We start from the raw sequence: 19846 nt of genomic DNA, 5'->3' as shown, positions 1-19846 counted from the left end.
TACCTTTAGCTATATAGTCTTCTTATTTAACCCATAGACCTCGGTATATAAAATCTCTTTACACGGAGCAAAATCCTGTTCAGCCAACGTACCCGGATAGCTCATAATTTGAAGCCGCAGATCAGCCTGTCCTTTTCTTAAAGGGGGCTGTACATAGTCAAAATGGTTCAGATGAAACCCCAAACGTTCATAAAAACCAATTCTTCTCCGAGTCCATTCATCCACTGGTGGCTCAACCTCCAGCACTACCGGTTTACCAGACTGTAAAATAAACTTGCTCATAAGCTCTTTACCTAACCCGCCACCTCGTATAGCCGAATCTACGGCAATATGCTCTACAAACCGAAAATCTGTAAACTCCCAGCCCGCCAAAAAAGCTATTGTTTGCCCTTGTTCGTCTTTTTTGGTAAGTAAACGATAACACGGATGATGAAGAAGAGCCCTCTGTGACTCGAATGTCCTGCATTCCGTTTCGGGAAAAGAAGCCTCCATAATCGCATATACTTGAGAGAATTCAAGTTCATTCATTTATACTTTCAACTCCTCTAACGTTAACTTGTTGGTCTACTAATGTGATTTACATTACGGTCCTAACCCTTTAGACCTTGTTTAATTCCATAAGCGTCAGCAATATGTGTTCCAACAGCTCTGGAATGTCTTCCATCTGGTCTTCGTTAATTTGTCTGGAAAATCGGAGTTCAATCCTGTTTTGGTATGTAGATGTCCTCTCTCCGTAAATCTGACTAAGCGTTTGTACCGGTCGAAGATCGGGCTTCCAAATTTCGGTCAGTATATTTTCAATCCGGCTGCATTGTGACTCAATATCACGAATTTCCATGTAAAAACTCAACAACAAGACACATCCCGGAATTTGATCTTTGATTTCCAAAATTTCCGCAGCCAAGTTGTTTAAATCCGCCTTTAGTTGAACCTCTGCTGTCACACTCGGGTGTTCTCTCAGTCTGAATTGGACAGCAAATTCACGTGACATCACAGACATTTCCAATCTGTCGATCCGCTGTGTAATGTCAATACGTGAATCCAAATTATCCAGATCGTAAACAGCATTTTCTATAGCCACTTTTAAATTATCAAAAACGGTCGGGTCGAACATGTGCAATTCACCTCTGCCTATCGTTACAATTTATTTCCCAAGTCATGTCCAAGTTTGTTCCTAATCTAAAGAGTATACCATATATATTTTCCTCCAAGAAATGTGACCTTTAAACGGAACTCCTGGGACAAACTTGTGAACATGCAAAATGAAATTCTGTAACAAAATATTCTATTATATTTACTTTATTGATAAATATTCCTTTTTATTATTCCAATTTCCTGGTGATTGATATACAATTAACTCAGAAACAGTTACTAATATATTCATATAAATGAATATAAATCCCAAAAAAGAGAGGGCTCTTATTCATGAAAAAAGCGTTGTTGGCTTCATTAGGTTTTGCACTTATGCTAAGTACTTCTGCTGGTGTCGCATTAGCGGAAGAAACAAATTCCGTACCAGCCGCAAAGGAATCAACTCTCACCTCTGCACTTGAATATCATGAACAGGAACCAAATGATAGTTTTGAACAGGCTAACTACTATTTTATAGGTGATGCTGTTATCGGAAGACTTGGTGCAGAGGGAGTGCCTGGAGTCTGGGAAGCCTACGATGTATATAAAATCAAGGCTTTTGAATCACAAAAAGCTCATTTTACAATTCAGGGAGACAGATATTCAGATTCCTGGTTGCAGATGACTGTTTACGATAATACTGGTAGTAAAATGAAACGTTCAAGAGATGGTCAATATTCTTTAGATGTAGAACTTGAAAAAGGTAAAGAATACTACCTAGCCGTCGAGGTTTTTCCAGGACTTCAACCTGGAGGACATATATTTGACTATAAAGTCTCTTCTGAAGCTGTAAGGTAGACTAATTAAATTTATGTAACTTTTCAAGTAGTGAATCATTATTTAATGCCCGTTGTCGTATTGGATACATGCAACAGGCACATATAAAAACTAAAAAATCCTAACTACACCAAAAAGCCTCACCCCTTTCTCAAGGGGCGAGGCTTTTGTAGTTCATTCATTCTTCGGTACAGTCATTTAGATCACATCTATTTCTTACGACAAACGAGAACTAAAGTCCTCGTAGGAGAACTGACGGATTACCTTAATGCCTTCTTCGTCGTTGTAGCTGGCGATGGCTGGCAGGTTGACTCCGTTGAACATGTGGTTTTTGACCATCGTGTAATGGGCCATGTCGCAGAATACAAGCTTGTCTCCCGGCTTCAATGGCTCTTTAAAGGAATAGTCTCCAATTACATCTCCGGCCAAGCACGTAAGCCCACCAAGTCTATAAGTATGTGCATACTCACCAGGTTTGCCTGCATCAATGATATTCGGGCGGTAAGGCATAGCCAGCACATCAGGCATATGACATTCAGCCGAAGTATCCAGAATGGCAATATCCATTCCGTTCTTCATCGTATCCAATACAGTAGCCACCAGATATCCAGTATTCAAAGCAATAGCTTCGCCCGGCTCCAGATAAACCTGCACACCATATTTATCCTGAAAATATTGAATACAGCGTACCAGCGTGTCCAGATCATAGTCTTCTCTGGTAATATGGTGACCGCCGCCGAAATTGAGCCATTTCATGTTCTTAATGTATGGCCCGAATTTCTCATCCACGACTTTAATGGTGCGCTCTAGCGTATCTGAATTCTGTTCACACATCGTATGAAAATGAATACCGTCCACGCCATCCAGATCCTCAGGTCTAAAGTTAGCCAGAGTCACACCCATTCTGGAGTTGTTGTAGCAAGGATCATACAACGGCGTTTCGATTTCCGAATATTCCGGATTCACCCGAATGCCGATGTCGATTTTTTTGGAAGTTACGCCTTGCACTCTGCTTTTGTAGCGTTTCAGTTGATCAAAGGAGTTGAAAACAATATGGTCAACATACTCCAATAGCTCATCAAATTCACTGTCAACATAAGCAGGTGCGTATACGTGAACTTCCTTGTCCATTTTTTCGCGACCAAGTCTAGCCTCAAACAACGAACTGGAGGTTACCCCTTTTAAGTATTTGCCAACCAGAGGAAAGGTCGAAAACATCGAAAATCCCTTAAGAGCGAGCAAAATACTGCAGCCTGTCCGTTCTTGAACGGAATTTAAAACCTCAAGGTTTTTGACAAGAAGTCTTTCGTCAACAAGATAACAAGGTGATGGAAGTCCTGTAATATCAATATTCATCGCAGACCTCAATCAAGCAACGTTGGCGTAAAGTTCTCTTGCCATGGCAATCCGTGTTTATTTAGGGCTTCCATAAATGGATCTGGATCAAATTCCTCAACGTTGTAAACGCCTGGCTTTTTCCAGAGACCTTTGATGATAAGCATGGCGCCGATCATGGCAGGAACACCAGTTGTGTAAGAAATGGCTTGGGAGCCAACCTCTGCATAACATTCCTCATGATCACAAACATTGTAAACATAATACGTTTTTGGTTTTCCATCTTTCACACCTTGGATGATGCAACCAATGTTTGTTTTGCCTTTTGTTCTTGGACCCAGAGAAGCCGGATCTGGCAAAATAGCCTTCAGGAATTGCAGTGGAATGATTTGTTGTCCTTCGTAATCAATAGGCTCGATCGAAGTCATGCCTACGTTTTGAAGTACATTCAAATGATTCAGATAATTGTCCGAGAACGTCATCCAGAAGCGGATTTTTTTCACGCCTTTAATATTCACTGCAAGAGATTCCAGTTCTTCATGGTACAAAAGATATATATTTTTCGGTCCAATTTCAGGAAGGTCGTATACCTTTTTCTCAGAAAGTGGCTCAGTTTCAATCCATTCTCCGTTTTCAAAGTAACGGCCCTTCGCCGTAATTTCACGAATATTGATTTCCGGATTAAAATTAGTTGCAAAAGGATATCCGTGGTCCCCTGCATTCGCATCCACAATATCAATCGTATGAATTTCATCAAAGTAGTGCTTTTGAGCATAAGCCGTAAATACTCCAGTCACGCCTGGATCAAAACCGCTGCCCAGCAGAGCTGTAATTCCTGCTTTTTCGAATCTTTCTTTGTAGGCCCATTGCCAGCTGTATTCAAACTTCGGCGTATCCGGCGGTTCATAGTTCGCCGTATCAACGTAATGAACACCTGTCTCAAGGCAAGCATCCATTATCGTCAAATCCTGATAAGGGAGAGCCACATTGATAACTACATCCGGTTGAAAGCTTCGAATCAAGTCAATGACCATGTCGGTGTTGTCAGCATCAAGCTGAGCCGTTTGAATCTTCGTACGACCTCCACCCAGCTTCTCTTTAAGCGCATCGCATTTCTCAACAGTTCTGCTTGCGATACAAATTTCTTCAAATACATCTGGGTTTTGGCAACATTTATGCACCACAACGCTGGCCACGCCACCGGCGCCAATAATCAATGCTTTTCCCAAAATAAATAACCTCCTTATTCCATACGCTAATCGCTAATCATTCTTGCAAACAAAATGATTATAAAGACATCCCACCAAATAATCAAGAAAAACGATAATTTGCTGTGTCAAAATTCACAGGAGCATGTCACAAAAACTTTACAAAACCCAAAATTAGGCATAAAACTCCGTAAAGTGAACAGAAAACAACTATTACCCCATACACCCCAGGGAAGTCAGCACACGTTTAACGGAAGTTTTTTTGAATATAATGCGCATAGCCCTAAAGAATTAATACTATCTTATTTCTAAACAAAAGACCACCCCTCCACATCCTATGGAGAAGATTCATGGGGTGGTAAAATGATGGGCTGATAGCGTAATGCCTCATCTACGATCTCTGCCGCACTCAAATCACGATCATCCCAGTAGATCAAATTACTGATCCCCGGATGGGGCGTATTTTGCTTCACTATGGTCAGCATACTGTCGATTTCCTCTTCTGTTCCCTCATCTCTGATGATTTTTTCCACTAACTCTATAAGCTCACTTCGTTCTAAACGGTCTAAATTTTGGAGTTCCTGGTTGGCTTGATCCAGACTCATATAATTGCCCTCCTTTGTATTGAGTATGATCGGCAATGTGTGGGCCCATCCCTTCTTCTGTAAGCGCTATATGGTCTATCATGAAGCTTTAGGAAACGTTTATGATAAATAAAGCCGCTCCCAGTACGGGAACGGCTCTATATAGTAATAAAGCTTGTTAAACCATGATTTTGCAAATATCGTTCGTGAATTCAACCGGATCTTGCAGCGGCAAGCCTTCGATCAGCAAAGCCTGATTATACAGTAATGCCGTATAGAGGTTTACTTTCTCCTTATCCTCGGCAAAAGCTTCTTTCAAAGAGTTGAACACCGCATGGTTTACGTTAATTTCCAGCACTTTATTCGCTTTGACATCAGCGTTATTAGGCATGGCGTTCAAGATTTTTTCCATCTCAATCGTCACTTCGCCGTCTGCGGATAGACATACCGGATGTGTCTTCAAGCGCTTAGAGGCTTTAACACTGGATACCTTGCCTTCCAGCAAGCCCTTCATGTACTCGAACAGCTCTTTGTTGTCGTTTTGTTCTGCTTCTGTTTCTTTCTCGGTTTCGTCAGGCTCAATGCCCAGATCACCGCTTGATACAGATTTGAATTCTTTCTCTTTGTAGCTTAAGAGCATTTTAATAGCGAACTCATCAATATCATCAGTGAAGTACAGAATTTCGTAGCCTTTGTCGGCCACCATTTCGGTTTGCGGCAGTTTTTCAATACGCTCGTTGGACTCGCCGGAAGCATAATAGATATACTTTTGATCTTCTGGCATACGTGATACGTATTCGTCCAAAGTAACCTGCTTTTTCTCTGTAGAAGAGTAGAACATGAGCAGATCCTGCAGAGTTTCTTTATGTCTGCCGTAATCGTTGTAGACACCAAATTTCAATTGTCTGCCAAATGATTTGTAGAATTGATCATATTTCTCCCGGTCATTTTTGAGCAAGGTCAGCAATTGGCCTTTGATTTTGCTTTCGATATTTTTGGCAATCAGCTTCAGCTGACGGTCATGCTGCAGCATTTCTCTGGAAATGTTGAGTGACAGGCTTTCGGAGTCAACCATACCTTTGACAAAGCTAAAATAATCCGGCAGCAGATCAGGGGATTTTTCCATAATCAGCACACCGTTGGCATACAACTCCAGCCCTTTTTCATATTCCTTGGAGTAGAAATCAAACGGGATATTCTCAGGAATAAACAGAATAGCTTGGTACACTACCGCGCCGTCCGCGCTGACATGGATATGCTGGAGCGGCTTGTCGTAGCCATAGCGTTTTTCCGCATAGAAATTTTGATAATCCTCGTCGGTCAGCTCGCTTTTGTTTTTTCTCCAGATCGGAACCATGCTGTTGATACGCTGTTCTTCCTCGTAATCCTCAAACTCGTTGTCGCTTCCCTCTTTCAACCGCTTGCCTGTAATATCCATTTTAATCGGATAGCGGATAAAGTCGGAGTATTTTTTAATCAGTGCTTTTAAACGATACTCGTCCAAATATTCGTCGTAGGACTCATCTTCGGTGTTTGCTTTGATTTTCAGAACAATCTCGGTTCCGACCTCGTCCTTCTCAGCTGCCTCAATGGTATACCCGTCCGCACCTGTGGATTCCCATTTATATGCAGTATCGCTTCCCAAAGCCTTGGTAGTCACTGTAACCACATCTGCTACCATGAAAGCTGAATAGAAGCCGACGCCGAATTGACCGATGATGTCATGACCATCCTTGGATTCATTTTCATTTTTGAATGCCAGTGAGCCGCTTTTAGCAATAACACCCAGGTTATTTTCTAGTTCTTCCTTAGTCATACCAATCCCGGTATCACGCAGGGTTAGCGTTCTATTATCCTTATTGGCAGTTACTTTGATATAATAATTTTCTTTGTCAAAGACCAGTTGATCATCCGTCAATGCTTTATAATAAATTTTGTCAATCGCATCACTTGCATTGGAGATCAGCTCTCTTAGAAAAATTTCCTTTTGCGTGTAAATCGAGTTAATCATCATTTCGAGCAGACGCTTGGACTCAGCCTGAAACTGTTTTTTCTCCATTCGGATATCTCCTTTCAGATGTAAACCTATGTAAGGCCAGCAGATATGAGCTATGCAAACGATTCTACTTTGTTAGCACTCCCATCTTTCGAGTGCTAGCCTACCTTTTTTATAACATTCCTCATTTTTTATGTCAATATCTCGGTTGGCTGAGCAGTAAAATTACATTTTAGGAAATCGCTAGTGTCTAATGTGTTTAAACATCACGTTAAACATTTCGACAGAGGAGGGAAACAGCCCTTGTACATGGGGAAGCAGATTACTCCTGATCCGCAGCTCATCCTCATCCAAATGCTGTAGGTCCTCATGAAAGAACCAAACAATAGGATAATCGCCGTCCTTATGTCTGCTGCCTACATTTAAACAAACGGGACCTTGGTCGTCCTCTGCTATTGCAAAAGGAATGTAGCCTGCTGACAGCAGAGGTGACCATTGATCGAGCAAATCATAAAATGCCTTTAAGCCTTGACCTACAGGCAGACGTGGAAACTCAACAAACGTACAATCGCTCCAGTACACTCCCGGAATGGACTCATTATCGAATTGTAAAGATACATAATGGTAGGACATGATAAAACTCCTTAGCAGGGGCGGCAGCTCAAAATGGTATTTTTCCTCCATCTCCCGAATTTCCTGTTCAGTAATCTGTGAAGGGAGAGGCTTCCACTTGATCCATCCCTCCTCGTCGACATTCCCATCACGCATTTCAATCGGTACATTTTCTTCCACATCCATAAAAAAGGCTTCATCCATCTGTGCAAATAGTTCCTTCATAGATGTACGAATATCCGCTTTCTTGTCCATGTCCTCACACCTCTTTCCTCTCTATTCGCATTTTGCATCATGGGTTTATGCCAAATGCTCTCTATATGAAAATAGCATTGTATTCATGTGTTACTGCACTTTTAAGTTCAGCTTATCAGAACTTGCTTTTATCACCATTTGCGGAATATTAGTATTACCAGCGCAACGGCTCATAGTTACGCCAGATCATCCAACGTTCTGTCTCGTGAATTAGAGCGGTGCCAATGCTATATTCGTCCTTCGTGCTGCTCTGCAAATCAATCAAATGAAGCATACCACCATACGTTCCAACCGCCAACATGCCTTCATCGGGTGTAACTGCCAGCCCGGATATCGTACTGCCGACAAAATAGCGCCAAAGTTCACGCCCCTCCCTGTCAATCAGACGGAGATAACCGTAGGCATCACCCAAAATAGATCCTTGCGTCAGTGCTGTTGCAGCGTATACTCGCATTTCTTCATTTATCATCGGCCACTCTTCCTTATTCTGAGCAAGACCCTGATCCACCTCAGCAATCGACACTTGAATGGTGGCGCCGTTGTAGAAATGACAGGCATTGTACCAGACATTCAAATCATCTTTGGAAAATACAGCATAATGCGGATAACTAGAATTTGGCTCCAATGTATGCACCGTCTTATCGGACAGATCCATAAGCATATGCTCACTCATCTGGCTACCGTAAGCGATCCAGCGTCCATCCCTCGACACAGCTCCATGGGCCATATCCACAATCGTGTCTTCCAGCTCTAGTTCTCTTCGTTCAGACGTCTTGGGATGGATCAAATCCACCTGATCACCAGCCAACAAATAAACGCCATAACCGCATACCAGCAGAACTCGCTGTCCATCGCCAAACGGAATCACTTCATCTAATATATCCTCTGGATGCTCTTCATCTCCCAAGCACTCCAAATCAGGAATGGATGCTTTTAAGCGTCCTTGTATATCCTTCCACTGAAAATGTGCTGTCTCTTCTCCTTGCAGATTTAAGTCCGGTTGACGAACAATACGAATCCCCTGTCCATCCACCAACGCAAAATAAGTCCCGTCCGGCGAACAACCTACTCGGTGCATTCCAGGGATTTGCCTGATTCCATCTTTTCCCGTCACATAGATCTGTCCGCGTTCCCGAGGATTGCCCGCATGTAGAATGACTTCATTGCCTCCATTCATAAAGGCTATCGGCCTAACGGCTTGCAAAGCCTCCTCAAACGCTGCTGTAAGCGGCCAGGATGCAGCCGGAATTTCCCGACGTAACTGCTCTGTTTCCTCTGCCTGATTTGCGTCCTGAATCATACGAAAAATATCTTCAGCCAGTTTGGAGCGTTCGTCTTGCTTTGGCTCTGGCTGCTCCTGCTGCCACTGGCTTTCCATACCGATTCTGACAAATTCATTCACATCTGCAGCATACCTTTTTCCTTCCTGTCGCCACTTTGCTGCCATTTCATGATCCAACCAACTCATTCGCTTCCCCCATCCAGTGTATGTATGCCCCGTTTGATCTACAGGCTTGTTCATTCTGCTAGGTGGTTTCTCACCTTTGTCAGCACAGACCACAGGTCTGTCACTGCCTTCACCTCTTCATAGTCCAGATAGGCATCGTGCTTGTCATAGTATTTTACCGCTATAATCACCATCTGAAGCGTCACTGGCTGTCCAGCAGCCTTAAGGACTTCCACAATACTTTCGAAGGTCGCCAACTCAAACCAGGTTTGAACCTGACGATCTGGCACCCACTTGGGAATAGACTCGTCATGTTCGTTGGTTACGGCTGTACCCTCCTCTGCACATTCCTCTAGCCAATGCTCATCCCAATAATAAATCGGTGTGTGAACAGGGTCCTGATCCAATTGATCTACATTCACATATAACCAGTTATTATGCAGTTGCCCCACGCTATGCACCAATTCCTGCAATCCTTCAAACACACGATAAGACGGGCGCTCTCTGCGACGGTAATCCTCAAGTCTCGTCTCATACCTGCTCATCCCCAGCCACCCCGCTTCCTATATCAGTTAAACACTCAACATTCGTATAACATACATTTACAACTCACAAAATCCGATATAACTACAAGCACCTCGTAAAGTGTCAAGACTACATAAGGAGATTGATCTATTCATGAAAAGAATCACCGCACTTGTTATCCTGTCCTTGCTATTACTTGTAACCCCGATCTACGCTGCTGCCCCAGCACCTATGCTGGTCTATGTGGATCAAAGTAACCACTCCTTCATCCCGCTCCGTCTCCTGAACAGCTATGAAGGGATCACACTCAACATGACTGCCGCGGACAAAAAAATAGAAATCGCGCAAGGCAATACCCGGATCACATTATTCACCGGACAATCTACCGCCAAAGTGAATGACCAGACGGTCCGTTTGCAAAACGCTCCTTTTACCGATAATGGTTCGACCTATGTACCCTTGCAGTTCGTCAGCCAATATCTAAACCTGCAAGTCTCATGGCAAAAGGAAACCTCAGCTGTACGCATTAAGCAGGGTACAACGTCCGTCACGCTTCCGGTACTTACTGGTAAGCTACCCGGAAATACTCCCCCCATTACAACGGCTCATAAAAGCTTCAAGGTCGGGTCTCGTACCTTTTCCGCTAAGGTGGTCACCATCTCTATGCTCCATCCCAAGGTAAGCCTAGACGTGGCTCTAGCAGGCGATACCATTGGTAAAGTGGAAGACTTAAGCAGTCTCGCTAAACGTAATCAAGCGGTTGTAGCCATAAACGGTACATTCTTTGATGCCTATACCAAAAGCTCCTACAAAACGCCTTACGGCTACCTGGTCAGCCATGGAAAGATGTTGAAAAAGAGCTCCGGCGACCAACGGACGGTCTTCACCTACGATGCTAACCATTTATCCGAGCTGGTGTCAGGTTCTGCCTTTGAACAACGCTTAAGTCAAGGCAGCGTCGAAGGTGCTCTTCAAGCTGGACCTCGTCTGGTTACGAACGGTCAGGTTTCCCTAAATGTCAAAGCCGAAGGCTTCAAGGACCCTAAAATATTAACAGGCGGCGGCGCCCGCAGCGCACTCGGAATGAGTCGGGATCATAAGCTGATCCTCCTGACCACAAGCGGAGCGACCATTCCGCAGCTCGCCCAAATGATGAAGCAGGCCGGCGCTTATCAGGCCATGAATCTGGACGGCGGTGCTTCCAGCGGGCTGTATTACAACGGCTCCTATCTCACCACACCCGGCCGCCAAATCAGCAATGCCATTATTGTAAAGTATCAATAGACGGATTAAGGGCTGTCTTCACGGATCTGTAAGCCGTGGGGATAGCCTTTTTCCATTTCCTCTAGCTTCGGTTGTTCCTGCTTCCACCTGTTCAAGCGGCATGTATGGCCGTCACGTATTGATCCTGCAATCTACAATCGAATCAGATCTGTAAAGCTATTGCTGCCTTCGCTTCCTTTTTTTATAGAAAGGTAAATACGGTTGTCTTCTCTGCTTGCCATGCATTCATAAAGTCCCGGTTGCAAAGAAAGGAACATCCCTCCCCATACACACTCAGGCTCCAGCCCACCACTTGTGGCTTCCTCCCCTGCTCCAATAAATAGGTTGCCTGAGGGAACCTTCAAAAACAGCCGCACAGCAGGCTTGTCGATATGATCTGTCATCACAACCTCATACGTTCCGTCCGCTCCCAGATTCAAAAAAGCTACATTTCCTTTGTTCAACTCGCCCAGCTCGTCCTCTTCAATGGACCACCAATCCGGCTCATCGTTCAAGCGATGCTTCAGAGCTTGCGTATCAAATAGGCAAAGAGTCGCCGTGTCTGTCGTAAATTGAAATGGACTGATTGCCATGTTCATCATACAATCCTCCTGATAATAGTCAGCGAATTTCCGTTTTCCCACGTCTTCCGCTATCCGTATTGCTATAGATTTGAGGGAAATTATCCCTGTATGTAAAGTATAACAATGCTTGCAGGGCCAGACAACATGTTGGACTAACACCCATTCTGCATAAAAAGCCCTCCCTCACGATGTCGTGAAAGAAGGCCGATTTGTGATTTAAGCGATGCTAACCTGCTGTTAGATCAGAAAAGACTTAGTAATAATTACCAACAAAATGAACAATACCAAAATCGCTCCTGTGGATGTCCATGCTCCACCGTAACCTACTTCACCCATGTCTGAATCCCTCCTTGCATTAAAGCTTACTCTTATCGTATGTAGAAAAGTGGATAACGACAGGGCGAATCGGCAAGTTTATTGCCATAGAAGGGCTACTCAAAAAATGTACTGATACGTTTGAGATAGATCGCTAATGACTCTGGATGACAACTGGCAGAGAATATCGTTAGTTCTGCGCAACAGCCTGCTCACATCCTTGTGCCTCATCATTTGAAGGAGCGGGGTTTCTAACTGGGATGAAAGAAATTGAGTGGTACCTATAAATACGACAACATCTAATCCAGGGTGGTTTCGGTATGTAATAAGTGCAGCAGGTCAGTCATAGACAGGAATCCGGGAGGAAAAAGGCTGTTGTTTTCTTTCATATATAGAGCTTTTAACATGGAAGTTAACGCCCAGTCACATAGGATAATGCAGCATTGGACTTGATTGTGCTTGTACAGGATTTGGGCTAGTTTCATGTGGTATTGAGATAGAGTGTGGAAATCGGTTATTGAATTATGTAGGTGTTGTGAGGGTCTGGACGGTTGAGGGGGACTTGGAATAAAGGTAGAAGGGCTTCTTTCATATCTATTCCTCCAGAGAATTTCAATATTAGTCTTATTATACTCCAAAATAATACTTATAGATATTATTATAATTTATTATATTCATTATTCAATGTTTTCGTTTGGATATCTTGTCTACACTTTTAGAATAGTGAGGTGTAGACGATGGAAGATAAAGAAGTTCTTAAATTAGTGGGTGCCAGAATACGTGCTTTGCGAAAAGAAAAAGGATTGTCTCAGGAGTCGCTTGGGGAAAAAGGTGGATTCCATTTTTCATACATAGGGCAGATTGAGCGTGGAGAAAAAAACGTATCTTTAATAAATATAGCTAAAATTGCTAATGCACTGGATGTTAATTTGATTCAGCTTTTTGCTTATGTAAATGAGGATATTAAGGTTACAAAACATGAAACTGATATACAAGAAATCGTAAAAATACTCCAAAAATCGAGTCCAGAGAAAGTACGCTTGGCGAGGAATGTGATACGGGAGATTACAAAATAAAAGGATTTTTTAGCAAAAATAAAGGAGCCACCTTTAGTTAACAAGGCAGTTCCTATTGCACTATTGTTTTACGTAAGTTCAATACCCTATCGAACATTAAAATAACATATATATATCCAGTATTATCTTAATTTCAAGTTTCTTATATAAAAGCGCGAACCGAATCGAATACGAAATTGCAAAGGATTTCCCGCCATTATGAAATTATTGGCTTCTAGGTAGTTTCTTGCGGTCATTCAATTTAAATTTTCTTTTTACCCTTTTTGTGGGCAATACCATACGAACATTTTTTAGCTTCGCTTTTCTTTGAGCACTATTTGTAATAAGGTTGACTGTAAAGTTCACGAAACCGCGTTGGATGTTAAGTGTTTTAAAACCAACTCTTCTGCAATTATTGCATAGATTACCATTAATATTCCAGATCCAACATCCACTGAAGTTATAATTAGGAACATGTATGGGGAAACTACCTGACCACACAAGATTTCTTGATACGCTCTCAGCGTAATAATATATTGTTCTATCCCCTACGTTGCCAGTAACAACTTCCCTCGTTTGACCAGGCGCCAAACGGTACCAGGTAGACAATATACCAGTTTGTCCCACAAAGACAAACCCACACCTACTCGCGTGATAGAAAATGGCTACCTGTACGGTAGAATTGGTGCTGTTTCGAAAATAAAGACTCATTTTTTTGTCACTCCCTCTTAATACCATTCTACAATCCATTGTATGCAAGAGTTGTAAATAGGAAGTGGACAAACATAAAAGAGTCTTAGCCTTTTTTAGGATACTCAGAGATTATGCTTTTTTAGAGTTTCCCGCCATCAGTTTGGCGAAACCATATGACCATGTTGTTAATGTTATAGAATTCAATCAAAAGAAAACCACCACCTAATCTTGTAAAGATCAAAAAACACGTCCATATATGACGTGTTTTTCAATAAAATATCTTTAACTAATAGAACCTTTTAAATATCCTAAACCAAACCTTACTTCCAAATCTCGTCCGCAATCTCTTTAATGAAAGCAAGCTTTTTCCACTGCTGCTCTTCTGTCAGAATATTGCCCTCTTCTGTCGAAGCAAAGCCGCATTGTGGGCTGAGGCAGATGTGGTTGATGTCGACGAATTGAGTCGCTTCCTTAATGCGATTAATGACCGTCTGCTTGTCTTCCAGTTCACCCGTTTTGGAGGAAACGAGACCCAGTACGACCTGCTTTTGATCTTTCAGATGCTTAAGCGGTGTGAAATCGCCTGCACGGTCGGTATCGAATTCGAGATAGTAGCCGTCGATGTTGTCGATGCCGAACAGGGTTTCGGCTACAGGCTCATAGCCGCCAGAAGATGCCCAGGTGGAATGGTAGTTACCACGGCATACATGGGTCGTAACGACCAAATCGGCTGGAAGATCCTTCACCGTTTCCTGATTCACACGGGCGAACAGCTTTTTGGTATCTTCCACATTTTCACCCGCATGCTGTCTAGCTTCCCAATAGTTTTTATCACAGAGCATACCCCATGTGCAATCATCCAGTTGCAAGCTGCGGCAACCCTCATTGTACAACGCTTGAATCACGGATTTGTAGGCTTTGGCGATATCCGTCACCAGTTCATCCAGATTGCTGTAATACGTATCGGTTGTTTCTTTATTCTCTCCGCGCAATAGCTCGGCCAGGAACTGTGCAGGTGCCGGGATCGTTTGGCGTGCGATCGCATCCTCACCTGCTACTTGCTTCAGGAATTTGAAATCTTCAATGAAAGGATGACGGGAATGTCCGATTTTACCGGACAAGCGTGCAGTTTCCGCTCTTGTTTCCACACCTTGGAATTGGTAGCCGTTCAAAAGCTGTACCTTTTCCACACCGTCCAGACCCCACATAAAATCAAGATGCCACCAGGAGCGTCTGAATTCACCGTCCGTCACGGCTTGAAGTCCTACGGATTTTTGCTTTTCCACTAGCTTGATAATTTCGTTATCTTCAATCTTTCTCAGCTCGTCCGCAGAGATTTCATTATTTTGAAATTGAATTCTGGCGTCTTTAATCGCTTGCGGGCGCAAAAAGCTGCCGACCATATCATGTCTAAAAGGGGTCACTTTACGTTGGGATGCATTATCAAGGATGCTGCTCATTAGGGTTATCTCCTTTTTCGCTTCTATAGTGAAGTTCTTGTAAGAAAGATAACATACATTTTCAGTTATAAGGTAACTCTAATAAACTATAGCTAGTTATAGCCTAAGGCTATACCCAATCTTTTATTCCCCTATCGCCTCATGCAGTGCTTCTACATAGACAGTGGCCAGCTTGGAGAGCGCAGCGTTTTTATGGCAAATCCATCCCACATTAATAGACTCATCACATTCCAGAGGGACGGAAATAATGTCGTTACCGTTCAGATCCGCACTGATCACCCCGGTAGAAATGGTATAGCCGTTCAAGCCAATGAGCAGATTAAAAAGGGTCGCCCGATCATGGACGCGAATGCTTTTGGGATGCGATAACGTACTGAGAATCTCCTCGGAAAAGTGAAAGGAATTGTACTCCCCTTGCTCAAAGGACAAATACGGATACGGATAAAGCTGGTCAATGGTCACGATGGACTGTTGGGATAGCGGATTATTGGCACTGATAAAAATATGTGGCTTGGCCGTAAACAGGCTGTTGAATTGTAGATTCGCATCTTTTAGCAGCTTGTTAATGACCTTGGCGTTAAATTCGTTCAGATACAGGATTCCGATCTCACTGCGCAGGCTTTTGACATCCTGTATGATTTCATGGGTTTTGGTCTCTCGCAAAGCCAATTCATACTCTTCTTGACCATATTGATTCACCAGATTCACAAATGCATTTACGGCAAAAGCGTAATGCTGCGTGGACACAGCAAAATGCTGTGGTGTAGGCTTGGCATCCAGATAGCGACTTTCCAGCAGCTCCGCCTGCTCAACGACCTGACGTGCATAACCGAGGAATTCCACGCCTTCCTTGGACAAAGAAATCCCCTTATTGGTACGCTCAAAAATGGTGATATGAATTTCTTCCTCCAGATCACGAATCGCGTTCGACAGACTGGGCTGGGAAATGAACAACCGCTTTGCCGCCTCATTCATGGAACCGCGATTGGCAACCTCAATGACATATTTTAATTGTTGTAGGGTCAATGCATGATGTCCTTTCCGTTTGTGTTTCTTCTATTATATAATACATGCCCATGCTCCTGAAAAAGGGAATTAAAAAATACCCCCTCAAAATGGTAACATCCATTTCAAGGAGGTGCTTTTCACTACTGTATTAATTAACGGACTTCGCCGTTTGTGGCAATCAGCTTTTGATACCAATAAAAGCTTTGTTTACGAATACGACGCAGATCCTTGAGATCAAACTCCTCACGATCCACATAGATAAACCCGTAACGCTTGCTGGAGCCTTGATGGGTACTCACCAGATCAATTGCAGACCACGGACAGAAGCCGAACACTTCTACACCATCTGTAATAGCCAGTTGAATCTGCTCGATATGTTTGTTGAAAAAGTCAATGCGGTAAGGATCATTCACTACATCCCCTTCTTCAAGCTTGTCAAAAGCGCCCAAGCCATTCTCTGTCACAATCAAAGGCAAGTGGTAGCGAGAATAAATTTGGCGTAACGTGGATCTAAAACCGACCGGATCAATCTCCCAACCAAACTCCGTCGTTTGCAGGTTGGGGTTGACGGAACCTCGATATGCTCCGGGTTCACCCACAATTTCATGCTGATCTCCTGTATGTGAAAAATCATTCCCGTCATCTAAACTTTCTCCTACGGTTTGAGAGGTATAATAATTAAATGCGATAAAGTCCGGGTTCCCCTTCGCTAATATATCCATATCCCCTTCTTCAATGACAGGCTCATAGCCTTTCTCGACCAAATAGCTCCAGGCAATATGGTTGTATCGGCCAAACACAGCCATATCCAGATAGAGCCAGTTGCGAATGGCTGCATAGTTGTCCGCCGCCAGCGTATCTTCAGGCTTGGAACTGGCTGGATAGATAACCCCAATATTCGGTGCTGGTCCAATTTTCGCGTCAGGCAGCATCTCGTGGCACAATACCATCGCCTTCGCCTGTGCGACTAACATATGATGATTTTGTTGGTACAGTACCTTTTGCGGATTTTCCAGACTTGTATCTAATGTGCCAATAGAACCGGGATGGAGAATCAGCATGTTCTGCTCATTAATGGTTAACCAATATTTCACCCTGTCTCCAAAGTTCTCAAACAATGTTTTGGCATACTGTTCGAAGGCATCAATCGTCTCCCTTTTCGACCAACCGCCTTGTTGTTCAAGAGCATAAGGCAGATCAAAATGATACATGGTAACAATCGGTTCAATCCCGTATTTAATTAGTTCGTCAATTAATAAGCTGTAAAACGCGATTCCCTTCTGATTCACTTCACCTGCCCCCAGGGGATAAATACGTGTCCAAGCAATCGAGAAACGATATGCTTTAAAGCCCATTTCAGCCATCAGGGCTACGTCTTCTTTGAACATATGGTAATGATCACTGGTTACCTTAAAATCAGTGACCCCTTCGACGTGATTAGCCATGTCAATGACAGAAGGTCCTTTTCCATCTTCGTCCCATGCACCCTCTACTTGATAAGCGGAAGTGGAACCTCCCCAGAAAAAATTTTCAGGAAATGCCTTCAATTGATTATGTTTCATGCTATAGTCCCTCCAGTTATCGTTATATCCTTCTGATTTTGCAATTCATGAATGTGATGATAGGCTTTCCTGTATCACACAACCAACGTTAGCAATACTTCATTTTTTTGAATTTGCTCCTGATTTGTCTCAAACACATCCACTTTATTTTTTGTAAGCGTGACGATGACAGGGGTCACGATTTCGTATCCTGCTTCAATAATCTGCTCTCTGTCAAACTGGATTAGCAAATCGCCCTGTTTCACGCTGTCGCCTTCTTTAACCACTGGATTAAAATGCTTCCCTTTCAGCGCAACGGTGTTAATTCCGATATGAATTAATATCTCCGTACCCGCCTTTGAAGTCAAGCCGATGGCGTGTCCTGTGGGAAACAGCGAGGTTACAACTCCATCTATAGGCGCTACGACCTCACCGACAGACGGCTCAATGGCTAAGCCTTTTCCCATCGCCCCTGTAGAAAATGCCGAATCATTCACTTGGCTCAATGGTATCGTCTTGCCTGTGATCGGGCTGTAGATCGTTTCTTTCTTGATGTCAACAGCCTTGGTTGCTGTAACAACAGGTTCTGGTTCTGCTGTTTTCACGGATTCAACTGTTTCTGGGGTCTCCTCCTTCACCTTGCTTTCATACCCAAAAATAAGGGTTAGTGCGGTTGCTGCCGCGAATGAGCAGGCAATGGCAATCACGTATAACAAGGTTGGCGTATACACTGGAATCGCAAAAATGTTGTGAAACACATACGCCGTCATTTTCACTCCAAAATGTCCATTGATGGCACCGCCTAGAGCACCTGCGATAATGACAATCGGAATGACACGTTTATAGCGAAGCACCAGACCATACACAATCGGCTCTGTCACACCAGCCAGCAATCCTGTAATACTCGTGGAACCGGCAAGAGTTCTAAGTATTTTATCTTTTCTCGCCTTCAGGAAGATACCAAATGCGACCCCAATTTGAGCAAATACAGCTGCTGCAGCCATCGCCTCAATCGGATCACCGCCAACACCGATATTTTGAATCGTGATCGGGGTAAAACCCCAGTGAAGTCCGAAGACGACCATAAAGGTCATAAAACCGCCAAGAACAATCCCTGACAAAATGCCACTTACACCGATTAACCATGTCACACCTGAAGAAATCCAATCTCCTACCCCTGTACCGAAAGGTCCAAAAGCCATCGCAGATAGCGGAACCATAATCATTAAAGCCAGCATCGGAACTAAAAATAGCTGTAAATCCTTAAGAATGATCTTCTTCAAAAACTTATCTACCAACGCATAGATGCTAATGGATATAAAAATCGGGAAAACACTGGCGGAGTAGTTCATCATGACCACCGGTATTCCTAAAAACGATACATCAGAGCCTTTGTCCATCAGCCCCGTAAAGTTGGGTTCCATGAGAGCCGCACCGATCACACCAGCTACATAAGGATTCGCCTTCAGCTTTATACCAAGCGTAATCCCTAGTAAAATCGGCAAGAAGTAAAACACAGCATTCCCTGCAGCAGACAGGATCATATAAGTATCACTTGTTGCAGACATCCATCCTAGCAAGGTCAAAACCGTCAGGAGTGCTTTTATCATTCCCGAGCCCGCCATCGCTGGAATCAATGGGGAGAAACTACCGGAAATGACTTCAAAGATTGTGGATATGACCGATGTTTTTTTCCCACTGGATTCACTGGCTGCAGGGGAATTCGATCCAAAATCCCTGTTTTTCATGATCTCTGCATATACATAGGCAACATGGCTGCCAATAACAACTTGGAATTGTCCTCCGCTTTCAACAACGGTAATGATTCCCTCATGCTTCTCAAGCGCTTCTCTTTCGGCTTTTCGTGAATCCTTCAGGTCAAATCGGAGTCGTGTAGCACAATGGACAAGTCCATTGATATTTTCTTCTCCTCCAACGAGACGTACGATGTCTTCGCCCATTTTCTTATGATCCATGTTCATTCTCCTCTTGGGCAGATTGCCTGGAAACAAAAAAACACCTAAACGAAAGGCCTGTATGATCAAAGAAAATGATCA

Annotated in this window: 19 protein-coding genes; 3 read left to right on the top strand and 16 right to left on the bottom strand. The window is 43.3% G+C overall.

The window, feature by feature from the left end; all coding sequences use genetic code 11:
* Window positions 1-9 precede the first annotated feature (9 nt).
* Together NSS94_RS09050 and NSS94_RS09045 are read right to left on the bottom strand one after the other, a co-directional pair.
* Window positions 10-528: a GNAT family N-acetyltransferase gene (locus NSS94_RS09050; protein ID WP_341039183.1), complete on the bottom strand. Its 519-nt coding sequence runs from the start codon at window positions 526-528 to the stop codon at window positions 10-12.
* A 70-nt stretch (window positions 529-598) separates the two neighbouring features.
* Entirely contained in the window at window positions 599-1114 is a 516-nt protein-coding gene (locus tag NSS94_RS09045; RefSeq protein ID WP_341039182.1) for a hypothetical protein, read from the bottom strand.
* Between the two features lie 311 nt (window positions 1115-1425).
* Between NSS94_RS09045 and NSS94_RS09040 the strand changes: the two genes are divergently transcribed.
* Complete coding sequence (locus NSS94_RS09040; RefSeq protein WP_341039181.1) at window positions 1426-1929, top strand: hypothetical protein; 504 nt, start codon at window positions 1426-1428, stop codon at window positions 1927-1929.
* 195 nt (window positions 1930-2124) lie between these two features.
* Here NSS94_RS09040 and nspC read toward each other — a convergent pair whose 3' ends face one another.
* The 7 genes from nspC to NSS94_RS09005 form a co-directional block, all read right to left on the bottom strand.
* Complete coding sequence (gene nspC / locus NSS94_RS09035) at window positions 2125-3264, bottom strand: carboxynorspermidine decarboxylase (RefSeq protein ID WP_029516665.1); 1140 nt, start codon at window positions 3262-3264, stop codon at window positions 2125-2127.
* Between the two features lie 8 nt (window positions 3265-3272).
* Entirely contained in the window at window positions 3273-4472 is a 1200-nt protein-coding gene (locus tag NSS94_RS09030; protein ID WP_016819676.1) for a saccharopine dehydrogenase family protein, read from the bottom strand.
* Window positions 4473-4786: 314 nt separating this feature from the next.
* A complete protein-coding gene (locus NSS94_RS09025) occupies window positions 4787-5056 on the bottom strand; it encodes a bacteriocin immunity protein (protein ID WP_069012172.1) in 270 nt (89 codons plus the stop codon).
* A gap of 157 nt (window positions 5057-5213) precedes the next feature.
* Window positions 5214-7094: a molecular chaperone HtpG gene (htpG, locus tag NSS94_RS09020; protein WP_029516662.1), complete on the bottom strand. Its 1881-nt coding sequence runs from the start codon at window positions 7092-7094 to the stop codon at window positions 5214-5216.
* Between the two features lie 180 nt (window positions 7095-7274).
* Window positions 7275-7898, bottom strand: coding sequence for an SMI1/KNR4 family protein (locus tag NSS94_RS09015; RefSeq protein WP_029516661.1), 624 nt, complete (start codon window positions 7896-7898; stop codon window positions 7275-7277).
* A gap of 154 nt (window positions 7899-8052) precedes the next feature.
* Window positions 8053-9366 (bottom strand): hypothetical protein, encoded by a 1314-nt coding sequence (locus NSS94_RS09010; RefSeq protein WP_341039180.1) that lies wholly within the window; start codon window positions 9364-9366, stop codon window positions 8053-8055.
* 50 nt (window positions 9367-9416) lie between these two features.
* Window positions 9417-9890 carry a DUF7716 domain-containing protein gene (locus tag NSS94_RS09005; RefSeq protein ID WP_069012175.1) on the bottom strand — a complete coding sequence of 158 codons (474 nt, stop codon included), beginning with the start codon at window positions 9888-9890 and terminating at the stop codon, window positions 9417-9419.
* 133 nt (window positions 9891-10023) lie between these two features.
* Between NSS94_RS09005 and NSS94_RS09000 the strand changes: the two genes are divergently transcribed.
* Window positions 10024-11154, top strand: a complete 1131-nt coding sequence (locus tag NSS94_RS09000) for a phosphodiester glycosidase family protein (protein WP_069012176.1) — start codon at window positions 10024-10026, stop codon at window positions 11152-11154.
* A 131-nt stretch (window positions 11155-11285) separates the two neighbouring features.
* Here the strand turns inward: NSS94_RS09000 and NSS94_RS08995 are convergent, their stop codons facing one another.
* Both NSS94_RS08995 and NSS94_RS08990 read right to left on the bottom strand, forming a co-directional pair.
* Window positions 11286-11732, bottom strand: coding sequence for a DUF6386 family protein (locus NSS94_RS08995; RefSeq protein WP_341039179.1), 447 nt, complete (start codon window positions 11730-11732; stop codon window positions 11286-11288).
* Between the two features lie 222 nt (window positions 11733-11954).
* Window positions 11955-12053, bottom strand: coding sequence for a hypothetical protein (locus tag NSS94_RS08990; protein ID WP_014599622.1), 99 nt, complete (start codon window positions 12051-12053; stop codon window positions 11955-11957).
* A 716-nt stretch (window positions 12054-12769) separates the two neighbouring features.
* Here NSS94_RS08990 and NSS94_RS08985 point away from each other — a divergent pair.
* Window positions 12770-13108, top strand: coding sequence for a helix-turn-helix domain-containing protein (locus tag NSS94_RS08985; protein WP_029516656.1), 339 nt, complete (start codon window positions 12770-12772; stop codon window positions 13106-13108).
* A 204-nt stretch (window positions 13109-13312) separates the two neighbouring features.
* Here NSS94_RS08985 and NSS94_RS26215 read toward each other — a convergent pair whose 3' ends face one another.
* The 5 genes from NSS94_RS26215 to NSS94_RS08965 all read right to left on the bottom strand — a co-directional run bounded on the left by NSS94_RS26215 (window position 13313) and on the right by NSS94_RS08965 (window position 19765).
* On the bottom strand, window positions 13313-13798 hold the full coding sequence (locus NSS94_RS26215) for a DUF1036 domain-containing protein (RefSeq protein WP_029516655.1): 486 nt from the start codon (window positions 13796-13798) through the stop codon (window positions 13313-13315).
* 302 nt (window positions 13799-14100) lie between these two features.
* Window positions 14101-15240 (bottom strand): 5-methyltetrahydropteroyltriglutamate--homocysteine S-methyltransferase, encoded by a 1140-nt coding sequence (locus NSS94_RS08980; protein ID WP_029516654.1) that lies wholly within the window; start codon window positions 15238-15240, stop codon window positions 14101-14103.
* A 123-nt stretch (window positions 15241-15363) separates the two neighbouring features.
* Window positions 15364-16266, bottom strand: a complete 903-nt coding sequence (locus tag NSS94_RS08975; protein ID WP_029516653.1) for a LysR family transcriptional regulator — start codon at window positions 16264-16266, stop codon at window positions 15364-15366.
* A gap of 134 nt (window positions 16267-16400) precedes the next feature.
* Window positions 16401-17810, bottom strand: a complete 1410-nt coding sequence (locus tag NSS94_RS08970; RefSeq protein WP_340931854.1) for a glycoside hydrolase family 1 protein — start codon at window positions 17808-17810, stop codon at window positions 16401-16403.
* Window positions 17811-17884: 74 nt separating this feature from the next.
* Complete coding sequence (locus NSS94_RS08965; RefSeq protein ID WP_341039178.1) at window positions 17885-19765, bottom strand: beta-glucoside-specific PTS transporter subunit IIABC; 1881 nt, start codon at window positions 19763-19765, stop codon at window positions 17885-17887.
* Window positions 19766-19846: the final 81 nt, after the last annotated feature.

Origin of the sequence: Paenibacillus sp. FSL L8-0644, assembly GCF_038008165.1 — a bacterium.
Classification (GTDB): domain Bacteria; phylum Bacillota; class Bacilli; order Paenibacillales; family Paenibacillaceae; genus Paenibacillus; species Paenibacillus polymyxa_D.
Note: the sequence above shows the minus strand (reverse complement) of the source record. Positions and strands in the feature narration are given on the sequence as shown.